Source organism: Micromonospora sp. L5 (genome assembly GCF_000177655.2).
Classification (GTDB): domain Bacteria; phylum Actinomycetota; class Actinomycetes; order Mycobacteriales; family Micromonosporaceae; genus Micromonospora; species Micromonospora aurantiaca.
In genome coordinates this window covers 1,924,028-1,940,919 of sequence record NC_014815.1, presented here as the reverse complement: position 1 = coordinate 1,940,919, position 16,892 = coordinate 1,924,028, and the positions used below count along the sequence as shown (strand labels likewise).

The following is a 16,892-nucleotide window of genomic DNA, read 5'->3' as shown; positions in this document are numbered from 1 at the left end:
GGCCACCGGTCAGCAGAGCCGGAACCGGTCGCAGGCGGTCTTGATCGGCACCGCGAGCCCGATGCCCTCGGCGTTGCGGGCCTTGGCCGTGGCGATGCCGACGACCTCCTTCGAGCCGTTGATCACCGGGCCGCCGGAGTTGCCCGGGTTGATCGGCGCGTCGAACTGGATCACCGGGCCGCCGCCGCGCTCGTCCTCGCGGAACGCGCTGACCACGCCCGTGGTGACGCTGTCCTGCAACCCGAGCGGCGCGCCGACCACGATGATCTGCTGGCCCGACCGGACCGGGTCGCGGGCCGCGACCAGCCCGGTGAACTTGGCGGTGGTCTGCAGCTGCGCCAGGTCCTTGTCCTTGTCGGTGGCGATGATGGTCGCCTCGAACCGCTGGTCCTTGCGCTCCAGGAACACCTTGCGCTCACCCGCGGTGAAGACCGACTCGACCACGTGGAAGTTCGTCAGCAGCGTGGTGCCGCCGCCGGACGGGGCCTTGCCGACGGCGAACGCCGTACCGGTGAACTGCCCGGCCCGCACCCGGAACACGCTCGGCAGCACCGCGCTGGCCACCGCCTCCGGGTTGAAGGCCGCGCCGGCCTTCTTCTCCAGGCTGCCGGCGCGCTGCTCCAGGCCGTCGAGCCGGCTGGCGTCCGTGCCCTGCCCTTCGGCCATCCGCTTGTCGGCGGCGGCGAGCCGGTCGTCGAGCCGGTAGATCTGGTACGCCTGCACGCCGGTGACCACCGTCAGCACGGCGGCAAGGGCCAGCGCCACCACCGCCACCCGGCTGCGCCGCGCCGGCTGCGCACCGAAGCCGGCCGGGCCGCCGACGAGGGCCGCCTGACCGGGGTACGCGGAACCGGGCTGGGACGGCGCCGACACCGGCTGCCCCGGGTAGGCGGGCGCGGACACCGGCTGGCCGGGGTACGACGGGCCGCTGCCGGACGGGCCCGGATAGGACGGTGACGCGGCCGGCTGGCCCGGGTACGCCGGGGCGGCGGACCGGGAGGTCTGCGCCGGTACGGCGCCGAAGGACGACGGCTGGGCCGGTGCGGAGCCGTAGGACGACCGGCCCGGCTCGGACGGCGTGGTGCCGTAGGACGGCTGGCCCGGCTGGGCCGTGGCGGGCGGGGTCGCGACGCCGGACGAGGCCGCGTAGGGCGTCGGCTGCGGCGTGCCGGCCGGGTCCGGGAGACCCGGGTAGCCGGCGGGCGGCTGGACGGCGGCCCGCGCCGGGTAGCCGGGGGTGCCGGCCCACTCGGATCCACCGGGGAACGATCCCGGCACCGGGGCCGAACCGGCGGGCGGGGTGAAGCGCGGCGGCAGCGGCCCCGGCCGGTCGGCTGCCGTGTCGCCGCCGCCGTGCCCCGGCACGTCGTCGCCGGTTCCGTACCCGCCTGTCATGCTCGACCGTCCTCCCCGTCGGCTTCGCCGACGCCCCCCGACCCGCTGCGGCACCCGTACGCCGTTCGCGGCTCGATGGACCGTACCGGCGGGAACGGGCTTTGTCTTCCCCCTTGTCCGACCCTCTCACGGCCCCGCAACCCGCACCTTTCCGGTCACCTGACGGCCATCGCGCCGACACACGCCGGACCGGCTGCGCACACCGGATCGTCCGGCCTACTAGGGTTGTCAGGTGACCGACGAACCACCCCTGCGCCGTCGGGCCGCCGAAAGCCGTACCGGGGAGGCGTCCGCCCAGCCGACGTCGGCCCTGCCGGAGCCGGCGGACGCGGGGTCCGAGACCGACACGGGCGCGGCCGTCCCTCTGACCGCGCCGCGCGACGGCACGCCCGCCCCGGTGGCCACACCTGCCGAGTTGGACGAGGTCGTGGCCCGCTTCGCGGCCGGCACCGGCCCGGTGGCCCTCGATGCCGAACGCGCCTCCGGCTACCGCTACAGCCAGCGCGCCTACCTGGTGCAGCTGCGCCGCGGCGGCGCCGGCACCGCGCTCATCGACCCGCTGCCGCTGCCCGACCTGTCCGCCCTGGACGCGGTGATCGCCGAGACCGAGTGGGTGCTGCACGCGGCCAGCCAGGATCTCGCCTGCCTGGCCGAGGTGGGGCTGCGCCCGCGCCGGTTGTTCGACACCGAACTGGCCGCCCGGCTGGCCGGTTTCGAGCGGGTCGGCCTGGCCGCGCTGACCGAACAGCTGCTCGGGTTCAGCCTGGAGAAGCACCACTCCGCCGCCGACTGGTCGAGCCGGCCGCTGCCGGAGTCCTGGCTGACGTACGCGGCGCTCGACGTCGAACTGCTCGTCGACCTGCGCGACTCGCTGGACGAGGAGTTGCAGCGGCAGGGCAAGTCGGGCTGGGCGGCGGAGGAGTTCGACGCGCTGGTGCGCAACGGCGCCTCGCCGCGCGTCCGCGCCGAGCCGTGGCGGCGCACGTCCGGCATCCACCGGGTACGCGGCGCGCGGGCCCAGGCCCGGGTGCGTTCCCTCTGGTACGCGCGGGACCAGATCGCCTCCCGCCGGGACGCCGCGCCGGGCCGGGTGCTGCCCGACTCGGCCATCGTGGCCGCCGCCGAGCTGGACCCGAAGGACGAGAAGACGCTGCTCACGCTCCCCGGGTTCGGTGGGCGGTCGGTGCGCCGGCTGGCGCGTACCTGGCTGGCGGCGCTGGACGACGCGCGCCAGTTGCCGGACGACGCGCTGCCGGTGAGCCCGGCGGTGGAGGGTCCGCCTCCGCCGCACCGGTGGGCCGAACGCGACCCGGTGGCGGCCGGGCGGCTGGCCCGGGCCCGGGAGGTGGTGGTCGGCACCGCCGGGGCGCACCGGCTGCCGGCGGAGAACCTGATCGCGCCGGACTCGATCCGCCGGCTGGCGTGGCAGCCGCCCGCGGAGATCACCGACGAGACGGTGGCGGAGACGCTGCGCGGGTTCGGTGCCCGGGAGTGGCAGATCGGGCTGCTCCTGCCCGCGCTGACGGAGGCGTTGCACACCCCGCAGCAGTGACGGCCGCGGCCGGGGTGTGAGGTGGGCCACGCGGGGGGTGGTGCCACGGTTGGTTACTGGCGAGTAGCATCCGGGGAAATGCCCGTGCCGAGGGAGGCTCCAAGTGCCCCGTGAAGTCCGGGATGTCGTCTTCGTCGACGGCGTCCGTACCCCGTTCGGCAAGGCGGGTGGGATGTACGCCAACACCCGCGCCGACGATCTGGTGATCCGCTGCATCCGCGAGCTGATGCGCCGCAACCCGCAACTTCCGCCGGAGAAGGTGGAGGAGGTGGCCATCGCCGCCACCACCCAGATCGGTGACCAGGGCCTGACCATCGGCCGCACCGCCGCCCTGCTGGCCGGCCTGCCCAAGACCGTGCCCGGCTTCGCCATCGACCGGATGTGCGCCGGCGCGATGACCGCCGTCACCACCGTGGCCAGCGGCATCGCCGTGGGCGCGTACGACGTGGCCATCGCCGGCGGCGTCGAGCACATGGGCCGCCACCCGATGGGCGAGGGCGTCGACCCCAACCCGCGCATCGTCGCGGAGAAGCTCGTCGACCCGTCCGCCCTGGTGATGGGCTCCACCGCGGAGAACCTGCACGACCGCGTCCCGCACATCACCAAGGAGCGCACCGACGCGTTCGCGCTGGCCTCGCAGCAGAAGACCGCGAAGGCGTACGCCAACGGCAAGCTCCAGGGCGACCTGGTGCCGGTGGCGGTCCGCGACCCGGAGGCGGGCTGGGGCCTGGCCACAGTGGACGAGGCGCCCCGCGACACCTCGATGGAGAAGCTGGCCGGCCTGAAGACCCCGTTCCGGCCGCACGGCAAGGTCACCGCCGGTAACGCGGCCGGCCTGAACGACGGCGCCACCGCCGCGCTGCTGGTGGCCGAGGACACCGCCCGCGAGCTGGGCCTGCCGGTCGGCATGCGCCTGGTGTCGTTCGGCTTCGTCGGCGTCGAGCCCGAGGTGATGGGCGTCGGCCCGATCCCGTCGACCGAGAAGGCGCTGCGCATCGCCGGCCTGAGCATCGACGACATCGGCCTGTTCGAGCTGAACGAGGCGTTCGCGGTGCAGGTGCTCGCCTTCCTCGACCACTTCGGCATCGCCGACGACGACCCGCGGGTCAACCCGTGGGGCGGCGCGATCGCCATCGGTCACCCGCTCGCGTCCTCCGGCGTCCGGCTGATGACCCAGCTCGCCCGCCAGTTCGCCGAGCACCCCGAGGTCCGCTACGGCCTCACCGCCATGTGCATCGGCATCGGCATGGGCGGCACCGTGATCTGGGAGAACCCGCACTGGGAGGGTGGAGACAAGTGAGCCTCGCCGCACCGAACGAGGTCGTCACCAAGGCGCTGCTGCGCCAGGTGGCCGTACCCGGGCTGGACCGGCCCGCCGCCCTCATCACCCTGGACAACGGCTTCGACCACACCAAGCCGAACACCTTCGGCCCGGCCGGCCTGACCAGCCTGGACGAGGCGATCACCGCCGCGCTGGCGGCGGAGCCGGCGTTCATCGCGGTCACCGGCAAGCCGTACATCTTCTGCGTGGGCGCGGACATCACCAGCCTGCCGGCCCTGGAGAACCGCGAGCAGGCGCTGGAGATCGGCCGGCTGGGCCACCGGGTCTTCGCCCGACTCAAGGACAGCGGCGTCCCCACCTTCGCGTTCGTCAACGGCGCGGCGATGGGCGGCGGCCTGGAGCTGGCGCTGCACTGCCACTACCGGACGCTGTCGGCGGGCTCGGCGGCCCTGGCGCTGCCCGAGGTCTCGCTCGGCCTCATCCCCGGCTGGGGCGGTACGCAGCTGCTGCCGAACCTGATCGGCATTCCGGCCGCGACGCAGGTGATCATTCAGAACCCGCTGATGCAGAACAAGATGCTCAAGCCGAAGCAGGCTGCCGAGATGGGCATCGCGGACGTGCTGCTGGAGCCGGCCGACTTCCTGGAGCGGTCGCTGGAGTGGGCCGCCGGTGTGGTCCGGGGCGAGGTCACCGTGACCCGTCCCGAGGTCGACAAGGACATGTGGGCGGGCGTGCTCTACTTCGCCCGGCAGACCCTCGACCAGCGGCTGCACGGCGCGGTCCCGTCCGCGTACAAGGCGCTGGACCTGCTGGAGACGGCGAAGGACGCCGACTTCGCCACCGGCACCGCGGCGGAGGACGAGGCCCTCGCGGACCTGGTCTTCTCCGAGGAGCTGCGCAGCGGCCTGTACGCCTTCGACCTGGTGCAGCGGCGGGCCAAGCGCCCGGCCGGCGCGCCGGACAAGGGCCTGGCTCGTCCGGTCACCAAGGTGGGCATCGTCGGCGCCGGCCTGATGGCCAGCCAGCTCGCGCTGCTGTTCGCCCGGCGTCTTCAGGTGCCGGTCGTGATGACCGACCTGGATCAGTCCCGCGTGGACAAGGGCGTCGGCTACGTGCACACCCAGATCGAGAAGGCCGTCAGCAAGGGCCGGATGGACAAGGGCACCGCGGCCAAGCTGTACGGCCTGGTCAGCGGCTCGGTCGACAAGTCCGTCTTCGCCGACGCCGACTTCGTCATCGAGGCCGTGTTCGAGGACCTGGGCGTCAAGAAGCAGGTCTGGGCCGAGCTGGAGAAGATCGTCAAGCCGGAGGCGGTGCTCGCCACCAACACCAGCTCGCTGTCCATCACCGAGATGGCCGCCGAACTGGAGCACCCGGAGCGGGTGGTCGGCTTCCACTTCTTCAACCCGGTCGCGGTGCTGCCGCTGCTGGAGATCGTCCGCGGCGAGCGGACCGACGACGCCACGCTGGCCACCGCGTTCGCGGTCGGCAAGCAGCTCAGGAAGTCGTCGGTGCTGGTGAAGGACGCTCCGGCGTTCGTGGTGAACCGGCTGCTGACCCGCTTCCTCGGCACCGTGTTCGCCGCCGTCGACCAGGGCACCCCGCTGGACGTGGCGAACAGCGCGCTGGACCCGCTGGGTCTGCCGATGCGTCCGCTGGCGCTGCTCCAGCTCGTCGGGCCGGCCGTGGCGTACCACGTCGGCGGCACCCTGCACGAGGCGTTCCCGGACCGGTTCGGCGTCAGCGAGAACCTCAAGCGGATCGCCGACTCGGGCCAGCCGATCGTGGTCGACGACCAGATCAACGACGAGGTCGCGAAGCTGCTCGTGGTCGGCGACGAGCCGCTCACCGCCGAGCAGGTCCGGCAGAACGCGCTGGACGCGCTGGCGCAGGAGATCCGGCTCATGCTCGACGAGGGCGTCGTCGCCGAGGCGCAGGACATCGACCTGTGCATGATCCTCGGCGCCGGCTGGCCGTTCCACCTGGGCGGCGTCACGCCGTACCTGGACCGGACCGGCACCTCCGAGCGGGTGACCGGCAAGCGGTTCCTGCCGCACGGCGTGGCAAGCCTGCGCTGAGGCGACCGCAAGGCATCGATCGCGGTGGTCGGGCTGTCCGTTCCGGACGGTCCGGCCACCGCGATCGGCGTCTGCGGCCCAGGTCACGGGTAGGTCGCGGTTTGGCGTCGCCGCCCTTGTGCGGACAGCGGGCTGTCGGTGGTGCTGGCTACCATCACGCGTCCAGTTTTCTCACAGGAGCTGCCTACATGTCCCAGCCGCCGTCCAGTCCCTACTCCGGCAACTACCCCTCCCCCCAGCAACAGCCCGGTGGCTACCAGCCGCCGCAGCAGCCGCAGTACGGCGGTGACTACCCGCAGGCTCCCCAGCAGCAGTACGGCGGCGACTACCCGCCGCAGCAGCCGCAGTACGGTGGCCAGCTCGGTGCGCCGGTCCCGCCGAAGAAGTCCGGCGTGGGCAAGGTCCTGCTGATCGTCCTCGCGGTGGTCCTGGTGCTCTGCGTCGGCGGCGGTGTCGCCGCCTACTTCGCCACGAAGGACACCGTCAACGAGGTGGTCACCGCCACCAAGACGCGGGTGGTCGAGCCGCAGACGCTCGGCGGCCGGGCCAAGGTCACCGACCCGCAGCTGCAGACCGCCGCGGCGCAGATGAAGTCCGAGCTCAGCAAGGACGTGCCGGACGCGACCAGCACCGTCGGCGCCTTCTACGGCGACCCGGCCAAGAAGGACCTGGTCATGATCGTCGCGGTGTCCGGCGTGATGGCGGACCCGAAGAAGGAGCTGGCCGACGCCACCGCGGCGGTCACCCCGGACCTGGCCACCAAGGACTTCAAGACTGTCGACGCGGGCCCGCTGGGCGGCGACGCCAAGTGCTCCGACGGCAAGGCTTCGGACGTGCCGGTGGCCGTCTGCATCTGGGCCGACCGGGGCAGCCTCGGCATGGTGGTTGTCTACTTCAAGTCCGCGGCCGAGCTCCAGTCGGAGTTCGTGACGATGCGCGGCGAGATCGAGAAGCAGGACTGACACCCGTCACGCACCGGGCCCCCGCCGTGACAGCGGGGGCCCGGTGTCGTTTCCGGATCAGGCGGACGCGGCCCGCTCGGCAGGGCTCCGGCAGACGCAGAACTCGTTGCCCTCGGGGTCGGCGAGCACCACCCAGCCGGTTCCGTCCGGGCGGCGCCGGTCGGCCACCAGCGCGGCGCCGAGCTCGCGCAGCCGCGCCACCTCCTCGTCCCGGGTGCCCTCGGCCGGGTGCAGGTCGAGGTGGAACGCGCCCTTGCCGTGCCGCTCGTCCACCCGAACGAACAGCAGGTCGGGGCCGTGCCCGTCGGGTGCGGCGAGGACCGCCTCCGGGTCGCCCGGGTGGTCGTCGTCGGCGAGCCGGCGGTCGAGCACGCGTGCCCACCAGCCGGCCAGGGCGTACGGGTCGTCGGTTTCGACTGTCACGCAGTGGATCTGTGCACTCACTGTGCTTCCTCCTGTGGGGAGCGCGCCCCGGCGGAGTGGGAACGTCAGCGGGGAACGCGGGGCGCGGGACGGTTCACAACGAACATCGACCACACCCCCTTCCACCTCTCGGGCTGACCGGTTGATCATTCCACCGCCCGCGCCGCGCACACAACCCCGCTCGTGCAAGGAAGGGCCCCTTGTTAACAGCGAGGTGTTAACAAGGGGCCCTTCCTCTACCGCAGGCGTTAAGAAGGGGCCCTTCCTTACGGGCCGACGAAGACCGCCTTCGCGCGCCAGTCGACGCCGTCGACCGCCGGGCCGCTGCGCACCGTGAACGTCCCCGACGGAGCGCCGTTCACCCAGTCGACGGCGGACAGGTCACCGGTGCTCCGGTTCACCTTGTAGAGCGTGGAGCCGGCCACGAAGACGGCGCCCGCGTCGGAGAACCCGCTCGCCCCGGCCACGGAGAACCGGTCGGCGCCGACCACGCCGCTGTCCGGCGTGAACCAGCGCCAGAACAGGCCGTTCTGCCCGGTCAGCGTGTAGTAGAGCCGACCGCCGGTGTAGAACATGCCGGTCACGTTCGGGATCTCGGCGTAGAAGCCGGTGGTCGCGCCGACGTACGTCTGCCCCTCCGGACCCGAGTTGGTCACCACGGTGTCCCAGTACGGGTCGTGGTACGGGTCCACCAGCTCGGGCGTGCCGAACGTAGTGCCGTCGAACGTACGCCGCCACAGCGCGCCGCCGGTGCCGTAGAACAGCGTCCCGCCGACCCAGAACGCGTTGCGTGTGGCGGACCACGCGGTCTCGTCCGGGTTCGCCACCGGAGCGGGCGCGCCGACGCCGGTCAGCCCGTCGTACGAGCGGACCTGCACCTCCTCACCGGTGCCGGCCGGCGGAGGCCCGGTCTTGACGATCTCGACGGCGTCGACGAGCGGGTTCTCCTTGACGTGACGGAACTCGATGTCGACGGTGCCGTCGCTGGTCACCGTGAACTCCCGCATGGTGCCCACGTTGTGCCCGACGCTGGCGGACAGGTCCAGGTCGTCGAGGACGACCGCGCCGTCCAGCGCCACGTCGAAGACGCGCGTGTTGGGCGCGGAGGTGCCGTCGTACCGGTTGGCCAGGTAGAGCCGCACGTGCACCTCGGTGCCGGCGGGCACCGGGAACTGCCAGAGCATCTCCGCGCCGCCGGCCGGGTCGTACCGCTCGTCGCTGTAGAGCGCGGCCGGGGTGCCGGCCGGCACCGTCGCGTCCAGGCTGCCGACCGTGTTGAAGCTGGAGGTCGAGCTGCCGGTGTTGTGGTACGGGCTGGGGCTGGAGCCGGTGTCGGCCGCCCAGTCCGGTCCGCCGTCGGCGGCGGCGACCACCGGGCCGCCGGCGTTCACCCGGTACAGCACGTTGGTCGGCTTCGGCAGGCCGGCCTGGTACACGTTGCCGGGCAGCGTCGCCGTGGTGGTCGGGTGCGGTGCCTTGCCACCGGCGAGCGGGAAGAACGCGATCCGCTCCCGGCGGTACTGGAAGTTGCCGATCCAGAGTGTGTCGCCGCCGACCCAGAGGCCGCTCGGGGTCACGAGCATCTCGGAGGCGCCGATGCCGCGCGGGTGCCGGCCCGGGTTCCAGGACAGCGGCAGGCCGTTGGCGGGGTCGAGCGCGGCGATGCTGGCCCGGCCGACCGCGCCGGCCCGGGCGTTGTCGGTTCCCGTGCTGTTGTTGAGCCAGCGGAGGTGGCCGCCGACGTAGACCGCCTGCTCGCTGATGCCGACGGACAGGAACGTGTCGCCGCCGCTGTAGTCGACCCAGGTCGGCTGGAGGCTGCTGCCGGTCGCGCCGGCCTCCCAGCGGGCCGCGGTGTCGCAGAGCGTCCCGCCGTACGGGGCGCCGGTGGTGACCACCACGAAGTAGCTGTTGTCCGGGGAGAACGCGACGTCGCGGACGTACGAGTCGAACGACTGCCACTTGCAGCGCGGCGTGTAGCGGGCCGTGTTCCAGTCCGCGACGGTGGCGGCGGTGGCACCCAGGTCGATCTTGACGATCTGGTCGTGCAGGACCCCGTCGGCCTTCTTGAAGTTGCCGATGACGACGAGCTGCGTGCCGTCCGGGGAGACGGCGAGCTTCTCCGCGCCCACGCCGGCCTTGGCGCCGCTGACGCCGTCCCAGTTGTGGTTCTCGGTCAGCGCCGTGGTGAGGTAGCTGTCGACCGCGCCGGTGGTGGCGTTGAGCGACGCGAGCCCGCCGCGCGGGTTGGGGTTGCCGGCCGTGGTGAAGATGCCGCCGACCAGCAGCCGGTCACCGACGAGCGCGATGTCCTTGATCAGACCGTTGAACGCCGGCGGCGTGAAGCTGGTGACGACCGCACCGGTGGCGACGTCGAGCAGGGCCACCTTGCGCCGGGTCACGCCGTTGACGGTGTTGAACTTGCCGGCGACGAAGACCGTGCCCGCTGTGGGACCGGCGACGACCGCCGTCACCTCGTTGTCGAGCGTGGGCGCGAACGCGGTGTCCACCTGCCCGGTGGCCTTGTCGAAGGCGAGCAGGTAGTCGCGGGGGATGTCGACGTCGGAGTTGCGGTTCTGCACCCGGGTGAAGGAGCCGCCCGCGATGATCTTCGTACCGGCGTCGTGGATCGCGTCGACCGAGCCGTCCTGGACGTCGGGCGAGGCGGTGGAGGGGACGGTGTGGACCACTTTGTCGTGGCCGGGCGCGGCGACGGCTGCCGCGGGCGTGGCCGGCGAGAGGCCGGCGACGGTGAGGGCGCCGGCGGTGAGGACCGCGAGAAGACGGCGGCGGCGCGGGGCCGAGGGGTGGGTCACGGGCAGCTCCGGTGGGTGAGCAGGGTGAGGCGTCGCTGCGCTTACTCTCCGTTGATCCCCGGCTCCGCGTCCAGCGGGAGCGACGCATTCTGCCCGACCACCGTGCCGCCGGGGGCCGACCACCGTCGGGTCCGGCCGGGACAGCCGAGGCCGGCCGCACGAAAAGGTGAGGCCGCCTCACCGGCCGGACGGACCGGGTCGGCGGTCAGGTGGCCGCCGCCGGGTCGGCCGACGGAAGCGTGACTGTCACCTCGAGGCCGCCGCCGGGCTGGGCGACCGCCTTCACCGTGCCGCCGTGCGCGTCGCTGACGGCCCGCACGATCGACAGGCCGAGACCGGAGCCGCGCGCGCCGGTGCGTTCCTGGCCGCCGCGCCGGAACGGCTCGAACAGCCCGGGTACGTCGGCCGGGGCGACCTCGAAGCCGGTGTTCCCCACGACCAGCCAGGACCGTTCCCCGTCGGTGCCGGTGCGTATCCAGATCCGGCCGTGCAGGTGGTTGTAGCGGACCGCGTTCTCCACCAGGTTGCCGGCGAGCCGGTCGAGCAGGCCGGGGTCGCCGACCACCGGCGCCGGGCGCAGCGAGGTGTGCACTTTCAGGCCGATGCGCTCCACCTCCCGGGAGACCGCGGAGAGGGCGTTGGCGGTGCCGATGGCGAGGTCCGACTCGGCGCGCCGGCCCAGCCGCCGGCCGGTCTGCGCCTCGCTGCGCGCCAGCACCAGCAGCGCGTCGACCAGGCCGTTGGCGCGTTCGGAGGCGTCGCGCACCACGCCGGCCATGCGGCGGTACTCGGCGAGGTCGGCGTCGTCGTCGCTGAGCGTCACGTCGATTTCGGTACGCATCACCGCCAGCGGCGTCCGCAGCTCGTGCGAGGCGTTCGCGACGAACCGTTTCTGCGCCTCGAAGGCACCGCTGATCCGGTCGAGCATGGCGTCGAACGTCTCGGCCAGCTCGGCCACCTCGTCGTCGGCGCCGGACCAGCCGATCCGCTCGTCGAGCGTGGCCTCACCGAGGCGGCGGGCGGTGGCGGTGACCTGGTGCAGCGGGCGCAGCGCCCGGCCGGCCACCAGGTACGCCCCGGCCACACCGACCACGCTGATCGCCACCAGCGCGAGCAGACCCTTGACCAGCAGTTCCTGTGACGCGGCGTCCACCAGTTGCCGCTGCCACTGCCCGGCGTCGAGCGTGCGCCCGTCCGTGAGCACCACAGTGGTGCCCGGTAGCAGCTCGTCGGTGGGGCGCAGCGCGTCGCGGACCAGCAGCCAGGCCAGCAGCACCAGGATCGCCCCCGCGCCGACCAGCAGCACGCCGTTGAGCAGGGTCAGCCGCAGCCGCAGCGTCGGCCGCACCCGGCGGGCGCTCCGCGCGCTCACTGCCGTACCCCGCCGATGCGGTAGCCCGCGCCCACGACGGTGTCGATGAGAGGCGGGTCGCCGAGCTTCTTGCGCAGTGTCATCACGGTGACGCGGACGATCGTGGTGAACGGGTCGGTGTTGGCGTCCCAGACCCGCTCCAGCAGCTCCTCGCTGGACACCACCGCGCCGCGCGCCTTGAGCAGCTCGGCGAGCACGCCGAACTCCTTGTTGGTGAGGTCGAGCGGCACGCCGCCCCGGCTCACCACCCGGCGGGCCGGGTCGAGCACCAGATCGGCCACCTCCAGCACCGGCGGCGCGGCCGGGGTGGCGCGGCGGCCGAGCGCCTGCACCCGGGCCACCAGCTCGTCGAACGCGAACGGCTTGGCCAGGTAGTCGTCGGCGCCGAGCTGCAACCCCTCGACCCGGTCGGCGACCGTGACGCTGGCGGTCAGCATCAGCACCCGGGTCAGCGCGCCGGAGGCGGCCAGGTCGGCGCAGATCCGGTCGCCGTGCACGCCGGGCAGGTCGCGGTCCAGGATCACCACGTCGTAGCGGGTGACGAACGCCGCCTCGTGCCCGGCGTCGCCGTCGTAGGCGACGTCGACAGCCATCCCGCGCTTGCGCAGCCCGCGCGCGATCGCGTCGGCGAGGTTGCGCTCGTCCTCGACCACCAGTACCCGCATCCCGGCCTCCCACCTCGTGACCCCTGACAACCTAGTGCGGCAGGCAAAACCCGCCGCCGGAGGAGCCGACCCCCGAGACGCCCGTCGACGAGTGCACCGCCGGGGAGCGCGGGTGGTGCGCTCGGGCCACCTCGCCACGCCTGGAGCCCCGAGTGGTGACTCTTCGTAACGCTGACACCTTTTCTCCGGTGCGTCACGCACCGTGATGGCCGCTCACCCGGCCAAACCGGACAGCCGGCGAGCCGAATCTCCTTGACCAGGCGAAACGGCGAAGCGGTCCCCGGCAGCGGAGATACCCCTCCGCGCCCTTTGCTCTGCAGCCTCATGCGCAGCGGTAGCCTTACGTCACGGATGCGTCGGTGACTGCAGAGCAAAGGGCACGCGGGGGACCATGCCGCTGATGCGCTGCGGCTACGGTCGGTGACAGCACGGCGGGAGGGCCGGCCGCGTGCGGCGGCACGGGCCGCCGTTGCAGAAAACCTTCGGGTACGCGATGCTCGGCGGCGATGATCGACAAGCGCAGCAGGCACAGGTCACGGCCGCCCCGGGCGGGTTCCCGATGAGCGGCCGCGACATCGCGTACCGCCGGTTCCGCTTCCCGGCGGACCGGGACCGGGGTCGTGCGGACGGGCTACGCGCCGGGCCGGACGGCCTGACGCTCGACGGCTCGGCCGGCCGGGTCACGCACACCGATCCGCACTCCGGGACCACGGCCGGGTACGCCGCCGGCACCTGGACCTCCCCCGTGACGGCCGTCGGCTTCACCGTCACCGAACTGGTGCCCTCGTGGACCGCCGACACCCCGCCCGGCTGCTGGCTGCGGGTCGAAATGCGCGGCTGGGCCGACGGCACGGCCGCCACCGGCTGGTACGAACTGGGCCACTGGGCCGCCGACGACAGCGCCGTGCACCGCGCCTCAGTACCCGGGCAGGAGGACGACCGGGCGCGGGTCGCCGCCGACACGCTGCGGGTGACCGGCGCGACGGTGACCGGCTGGCAGGTCCGGGTGACCCTGCTCCGACGGCTCGACGCGGCCGCCGGCCCGGTGCTGCGCACCGTGGGCGTGGTCGCCTCGACCGACCCGCCCGGCGGCGCGGAGGCCGCCCCCGCGGAGGCCGTCCGCGCTGAGGCCGCCGGCGCGGAGGCCGGCAGCGCGGAGGCCGGCGACGCGTGGGGGCGCGTGCTGGACGTGCCGCGCTACGCGCAGCGGCTGCACGCCGCCGGGGAGACCCGCTGGGGTGGCGGCGGCGACTCCTGGTGCAGCCCCACCTGCGTGTCGATGGTGCTCGACTTCTGGGGCACCGGACCCACAGCGGACCGGTACGCCTGGGTGGCGCCGCCCGGCCCGCGTCCGCAGGTGGTGCACGCCGCCCGGCACTGCTACGACCACGCCTTCGGCGGGCCGGGCAACTGGCCGTTCAACACGGCGTACGCGGCGACGCACGGGGTGGACGCCTTCGTCACCCGGCTGCGCTCGCTGGCCGAGGCGGAACGGTTCGTGGCCGCCGGCATCCCGCTGATCGTCTCGGCCGCGTTCACCGCCGGTCAGGTGCCCGGACTGGACTACGACACCCGGGGACACCTCATGGTGCTGGCCGGCTTCACCGCCGAGGGCGACCCGGTGCTCAACGACCCGTACGCCCCGGACGACGAGCGGGTCCGCCGCACCGTGCCGCGCGGGCCGTTCGAGAGCGCCTGGCAGGCGGGCAGCGGCGGGATCGCGTACGTGCTGCGGCCCGAGTCGACGCCGCTGCCGCCGCCTCCGGCGCAGGCCAACTGGTGATCAGCGGCCGACCGGCCAGATCGCCATGCCTCCGGTCGGTCGCAGGCACACCAGTTCCGTACCCGTGTCCGCGCACTCGGACCAGGCGCCGGGCAGGATCCCCCGGATCCGTACCTGCCCGGCCGCCACGTCGAGCGCGCCGACGAGCGTCCGGTCCTCGGTGAGCGTGCGCAGCCCTAGTAGCGGCCCGGACGGGAGGTCGTTGCCGGAGACGCGCCAGCGCCCGAGCCGGGCCAGCACGCGGCCGGTCGGCGGGTCGAGCGCCGACAGTTCCAGTTCCTCCCCGACCCCGCGCTCGGCGGCGATCAGCCGGTCGCCTACCGGGCCCATCCCCAGCCAGCGCTCGTCCGACCAGGCCGGACGGCCGGTGGCCGGGTCGAGGGCCTGCGCACCGCCCACCTGGTCGCGCAGGCACACCATCCCGGCACAGTCGGCGAACCAGAGCCCGGCGCGGGAGCCGACCGGCAGGCTCCATCGCTCGTCGAGCCGGTCCAGCCCGTATCCGGTGACCGTGCCCCGGGCGTCCTCGACCAGCAGGAGGTCGGCCACCACCTGCGCGTACCGGTAGGCGGCGCGATCGGCCGCGGGCGCCACCCGGCCGGTGTGCGCGACCGCGCCGGAGTCCGCGTCGTACACGGTCACCCGGCCCTGCGGGGTGACCAGCACGAGCTGCGTCACCCCGTGGTCGTCGCGGCGGTACCCCACCTCCTGGCCGGGTACGGGCAGCGTCCACCGCACCTCGCCGGAGGCCGGGTCGACGGCCCGGACGGTGCCCGCACCTGGTGGGCGGGGGTTCTCCAGCAGCAGCCCGCCCGATGCGGTCCGGACCGGGTAGCCGGGATGCCGCCAGCGCAGCGTGCCGGTGGCCGGGTCGAGCATGGCCGACACGGAGTCGCCGTCCCCGACCGGGCTGCTCGTCACCAGCAGTCCCCCGGCCACGGCGGTGAGGCCGAGCACGTGGTCGCCGTCGGTGAGCGCGAACCGCCACACCGGTTCCCCACCGGGCAGCCGGTACGCGGCGACCACCCGGCCACCCCGGCCGATCGCGCCCGGGCCGTCGGCCACCACCACCCGATCCGCCAGGACCACGAACGCCGCGCCCTGCGGGGCGGGCACCCGGATCGGCTCGGGCCGTCGCGACGGCCCGGCGGCGGCTGTGACCACGAGCAGCACCAGGCACCCGAGCACTGCCACCCGCGCCGTGCGGCCCGGCGGCCGGCGGGGCGGTGCGTCGGCCGGGTCGTCGGCGGACTCGCCGTGCCGCATCTCCCCCAGCTCGATCACCGGGCTCACGTCAGCCGCCGCACCATGTAGTCGCCGCCGGGCCGGCGGCAGACCAGAAGCGTCATGCCGGTGGTGCAGTCGGTGCCGGTGAGCGTGCCCCGGATCGTGGGCGGATCGCCGGACAGGCCCACCTCGGCCAGGAGCCGGCGGCCGCCGCCCAGCGGCCGTGTCGCCAGCAGCGGGCCGCCCGACTCGTGCTGCGGAACCAGTGTCCAGCCGCCCAGGTCGGCGATCAGCCGCCCGTCGTCCTGGTCGAGCACCGCCAGGCCGTCGTCGATGTCGGTGTCGGGGACGCCGACGAGCAGCCGGCCGCCACGCACCGCCGCCACGCCCGCCCACCGGTCCACGCTCCAGCGCACGGCGCCGGTCGCCGGGTCGAGCGCGGTCGTCCCGCCGGCCGGCCCGACGGCGCAGAGCAGGGCGCCGCAGCTCTCGACGTGGCCGACGAGTTTCCGCGCGACGGTCCAGCGCGGCCGGAGCGTGTCCAGGTCGTACGCCTCGATGGCCCCGTCGCCGTCGCGGAACTCCAGCAGCAGTCCGCGGGCGAGCTGCAACCGGCGCGGGCCGGGCCGTCGTACCGGGTCCAGATCGCGGGCCACCAGCCGCGCGCCGGTGCGCGCGTCCACGACCACCGTCTGCCCGGTCGCCGGGGACAACACCATGCGTACCGGCCCGGTCGGTTCGACGTCGAAACCCAGCGCGCCCGTCATCGGCGCCGTCCACACCGTACGGCCGTCGGCCGGGTCCACCTCCATGATCGACGTACTGGTGTCGGATGTGGCCGACTGCATCAGCAGCACCCGGCCCACAGCGAACGCGATTCCGGGCCGGCGCCAGACGTCCGCACCGGTGGCCGCGTCGTACGTCACCGTCTGCCAGTCCGTGTCGTCGACGCTCCGGCCGGCCACGATCACCCGGCCGTCCTGCTCCCACACCGACACGGCGGTGCCCACGCCGGGCAGCGGGCTGCGCCACCGCTCCCGGTCGCCCCGGTACGCGAGGAGTTCTCGCCCGCCGCCGGCGCCTGCGCGGTCCGGCCGCACCACGTACACCACGTCGCCGGAGACGAACACGGCCGATCCCAGCCCGCCGGGCAGCGTCCACTCGACCGGGCCTCGCGGCGGCGTCGCGGCGGTGAGCGTGAGCAGCGCCACCAGCAGCACCACCAGAAGGCGGAACGGCCGTCCGACGGCACGCGGAGGGCGGGGCGCCGGGCCTGGCGGGGCGTCGTCGCGCAGCTCCCCCAGATCGATGACGGTCACGACCATCCTCTCCCGCGC

Annotated in this window: 12 protein-coding genes; 5 read left to right on the top strand and 7 right to left on the bottom strand. The window is 73.8% G+C overall.

Annotation, left to right across the window (positions count from 1 at the left end):
• Nucleotides 1-9: 9 nt before the first annotated feature.
• Complete coding sequence (locus ML5_RS09430; RefSeq protein ID WP_013474524.1) at nucleotides 10-1,395, bottom strand: trypsin-like peptidase domain-containing protein; 1,386 nt, start codon at nucleotides 1,393-1,395, stop codon at nucleotides 10-12.
• Nucleotides 1,396-1,627: 232 nt separating this feature from the next.
• On the opposite strand from ML5_RS09430, the gene ML5_RS09425 reads away from it, so the two are divergent.
• From ML5_RS09425 to ML5_RS09410, 4 genes are all read left to right on the top strand, one after another.
• The gene (locus ML5_RS09425; RefSeq protein WP_013284816.1) at nucleotides 1,628-2,947 is read left to right on the top strand and encodes a ribonuclease D; all 1,320 of its coding nucleotides are present in this window, start codon (nucleotides 1,628-1,630) and stop codon (nucleotides 2,945-2,947) included.
• Nucleotides 2,948-3,050: 103 nt separating this feature from the next.
• Nucleotides 3,051-4,247 carry a thiolase family protein gene (locus tag ML5_RS09420; RefSeq protein ID WP_013284815.1) on the top strand — a complete coding sequence of 399 codons (1,197 nt, stop codon included), beginning with the start codon at nucleotides 3,051-3,053 and terminating at the stop codon, nucleotides 4,245-4,247.
• Entirely contained in the window at nucleotides 4,244-6,307 is a 2,064-nt protein-coding gene (locus ML5_RS09415; protein ID WP_013474523.1) for a 3-hydroxyacyl-CoA dehydrogenase NAD-binding domain-containing protein, read from the top strand. The genes ML5_RS09420 and ML5_RS09415 overlap by 4 nt, the downstream gene beginning before the upstream one ends.
• 188 nt (nucleotides 6,308-6,495) lie before the next feature.
• A complete protein-coding gene (locus tag ML5_RS09410; RefSeq protein ID WP_013474522.1) occupies nucleotides 6,496-7,269 on the top strand; it encodes a hypothetical protein in 774 nt (257 codons plus the stop codon).
• 57 nt (nucleotides 7,270-7,326) lie between these two features.
• Here the strand turns inward: ML5_RS09410 and ML5_RS09405 are convergent, their stop codons facing one another.
• From ML5_RS09405 to ML5_RS09390, 4 genes are all read right to left on the bottom strand, one after another.
• Nucleotides 7,327-7,713: a VOC family protein gene (locus tag ML5_RS09405; RefSeq protein ID WP_013284812.1), complete on the bottom strand. Its 387-nt coding sequence runs from the start codon at nucleotides 7,711-7,713 to the stop codon at nucleotides 7,327-7,329.
• Between the two features lie 245 nt (nucleotides 7,714-7,958).
• Complete coding sequence (locus ML5_RS09400; RefSeq protein ID WP_013284811.1) at nucleotides 7,959-10,508, bottom strand: malectin domain-containing carbohydrate-binding protein; 2,550 nt, start codon at nucleotides 10,506-10,508, stop codon at nucleotides 7,959-7,961.
• 205 nt (nucleotides 10,509-10,713) lie between these two features.
• Nucleotides 10,714-11,880 (bottom strand): sensor histidine kinase, encoded by a 1,167-nt coding sequence (locus ML5_RS09395; protein WP_369752115.1) that lies wholly within the window; start codon nucleotides 11,878-11,880, stop codon nucleotides 10,714-10,716.
• On the bottom strand, nucleotides 11,877-12,545 hold the full coding sequence (locus ML5_RS09390) for a response regulator transcription factor (RefSeq protein WP_013284809.1): 669 nt from the start codon (nucleotides 12,543-12,545) through the stop codon (nucleotides 11,877-11,879). Before ML5_RS09390 ends, ML5_RS09395 begins: the two co-directional genes overlap by 4 nt.
• Nucleotides 12,546-13,014: 469 nt before the next feature.
• Between ML5_RS09390 and ML5_RS09385 the strand changes: the two genes are divergently transcribed.
• Nucleotides 13,015-14,328 carry a peptidase C39 family protein gene (locus tag ML5_RS09385; protein WP_236619387.1) on the top strand — a complete coding sequence of 438 codons (1,314 nt, stop codon included), beginning with the start codon at nucleotides 13,015-13,017 and terminating at the stop codon, nucleotides 14,326-14,328.
• Here the strand turns inward: ML5_RS09385 and ML5_RS09380 are convergent, their stop codons facing one another.
• The gene (locus ML5_RS09380; protein WP_013474520.1) at nucleotides 14,329-15,621 is read right to left on the bottom strand and encodes a PQQ-binding-like beta-propeller repeat protein; all 1,293 of its coding nucleotides are present in this window, start codon (nucleotides 15,619-15,621) and stop codon (nucleotides 14,329-14,331) included.
• Nucleotides 15,618-16,880, bottom strand: coding sequence for a PQQ-binding-like beta-propeller repeat protein (locus ML5_RS09375; RefSeq protein WP_222947837.1), 1,263 nt, complete (start codon nucleotides 16,878-16,880; stop codon nucleotides 15,618-15,620). Before ML5_RS09375 ends, ML5_RS09380 begins: the two co-directional genes overlap by 4 nt.
• Nucleotides 16,881-16,892: the final 12 nt, after the last annotated feature.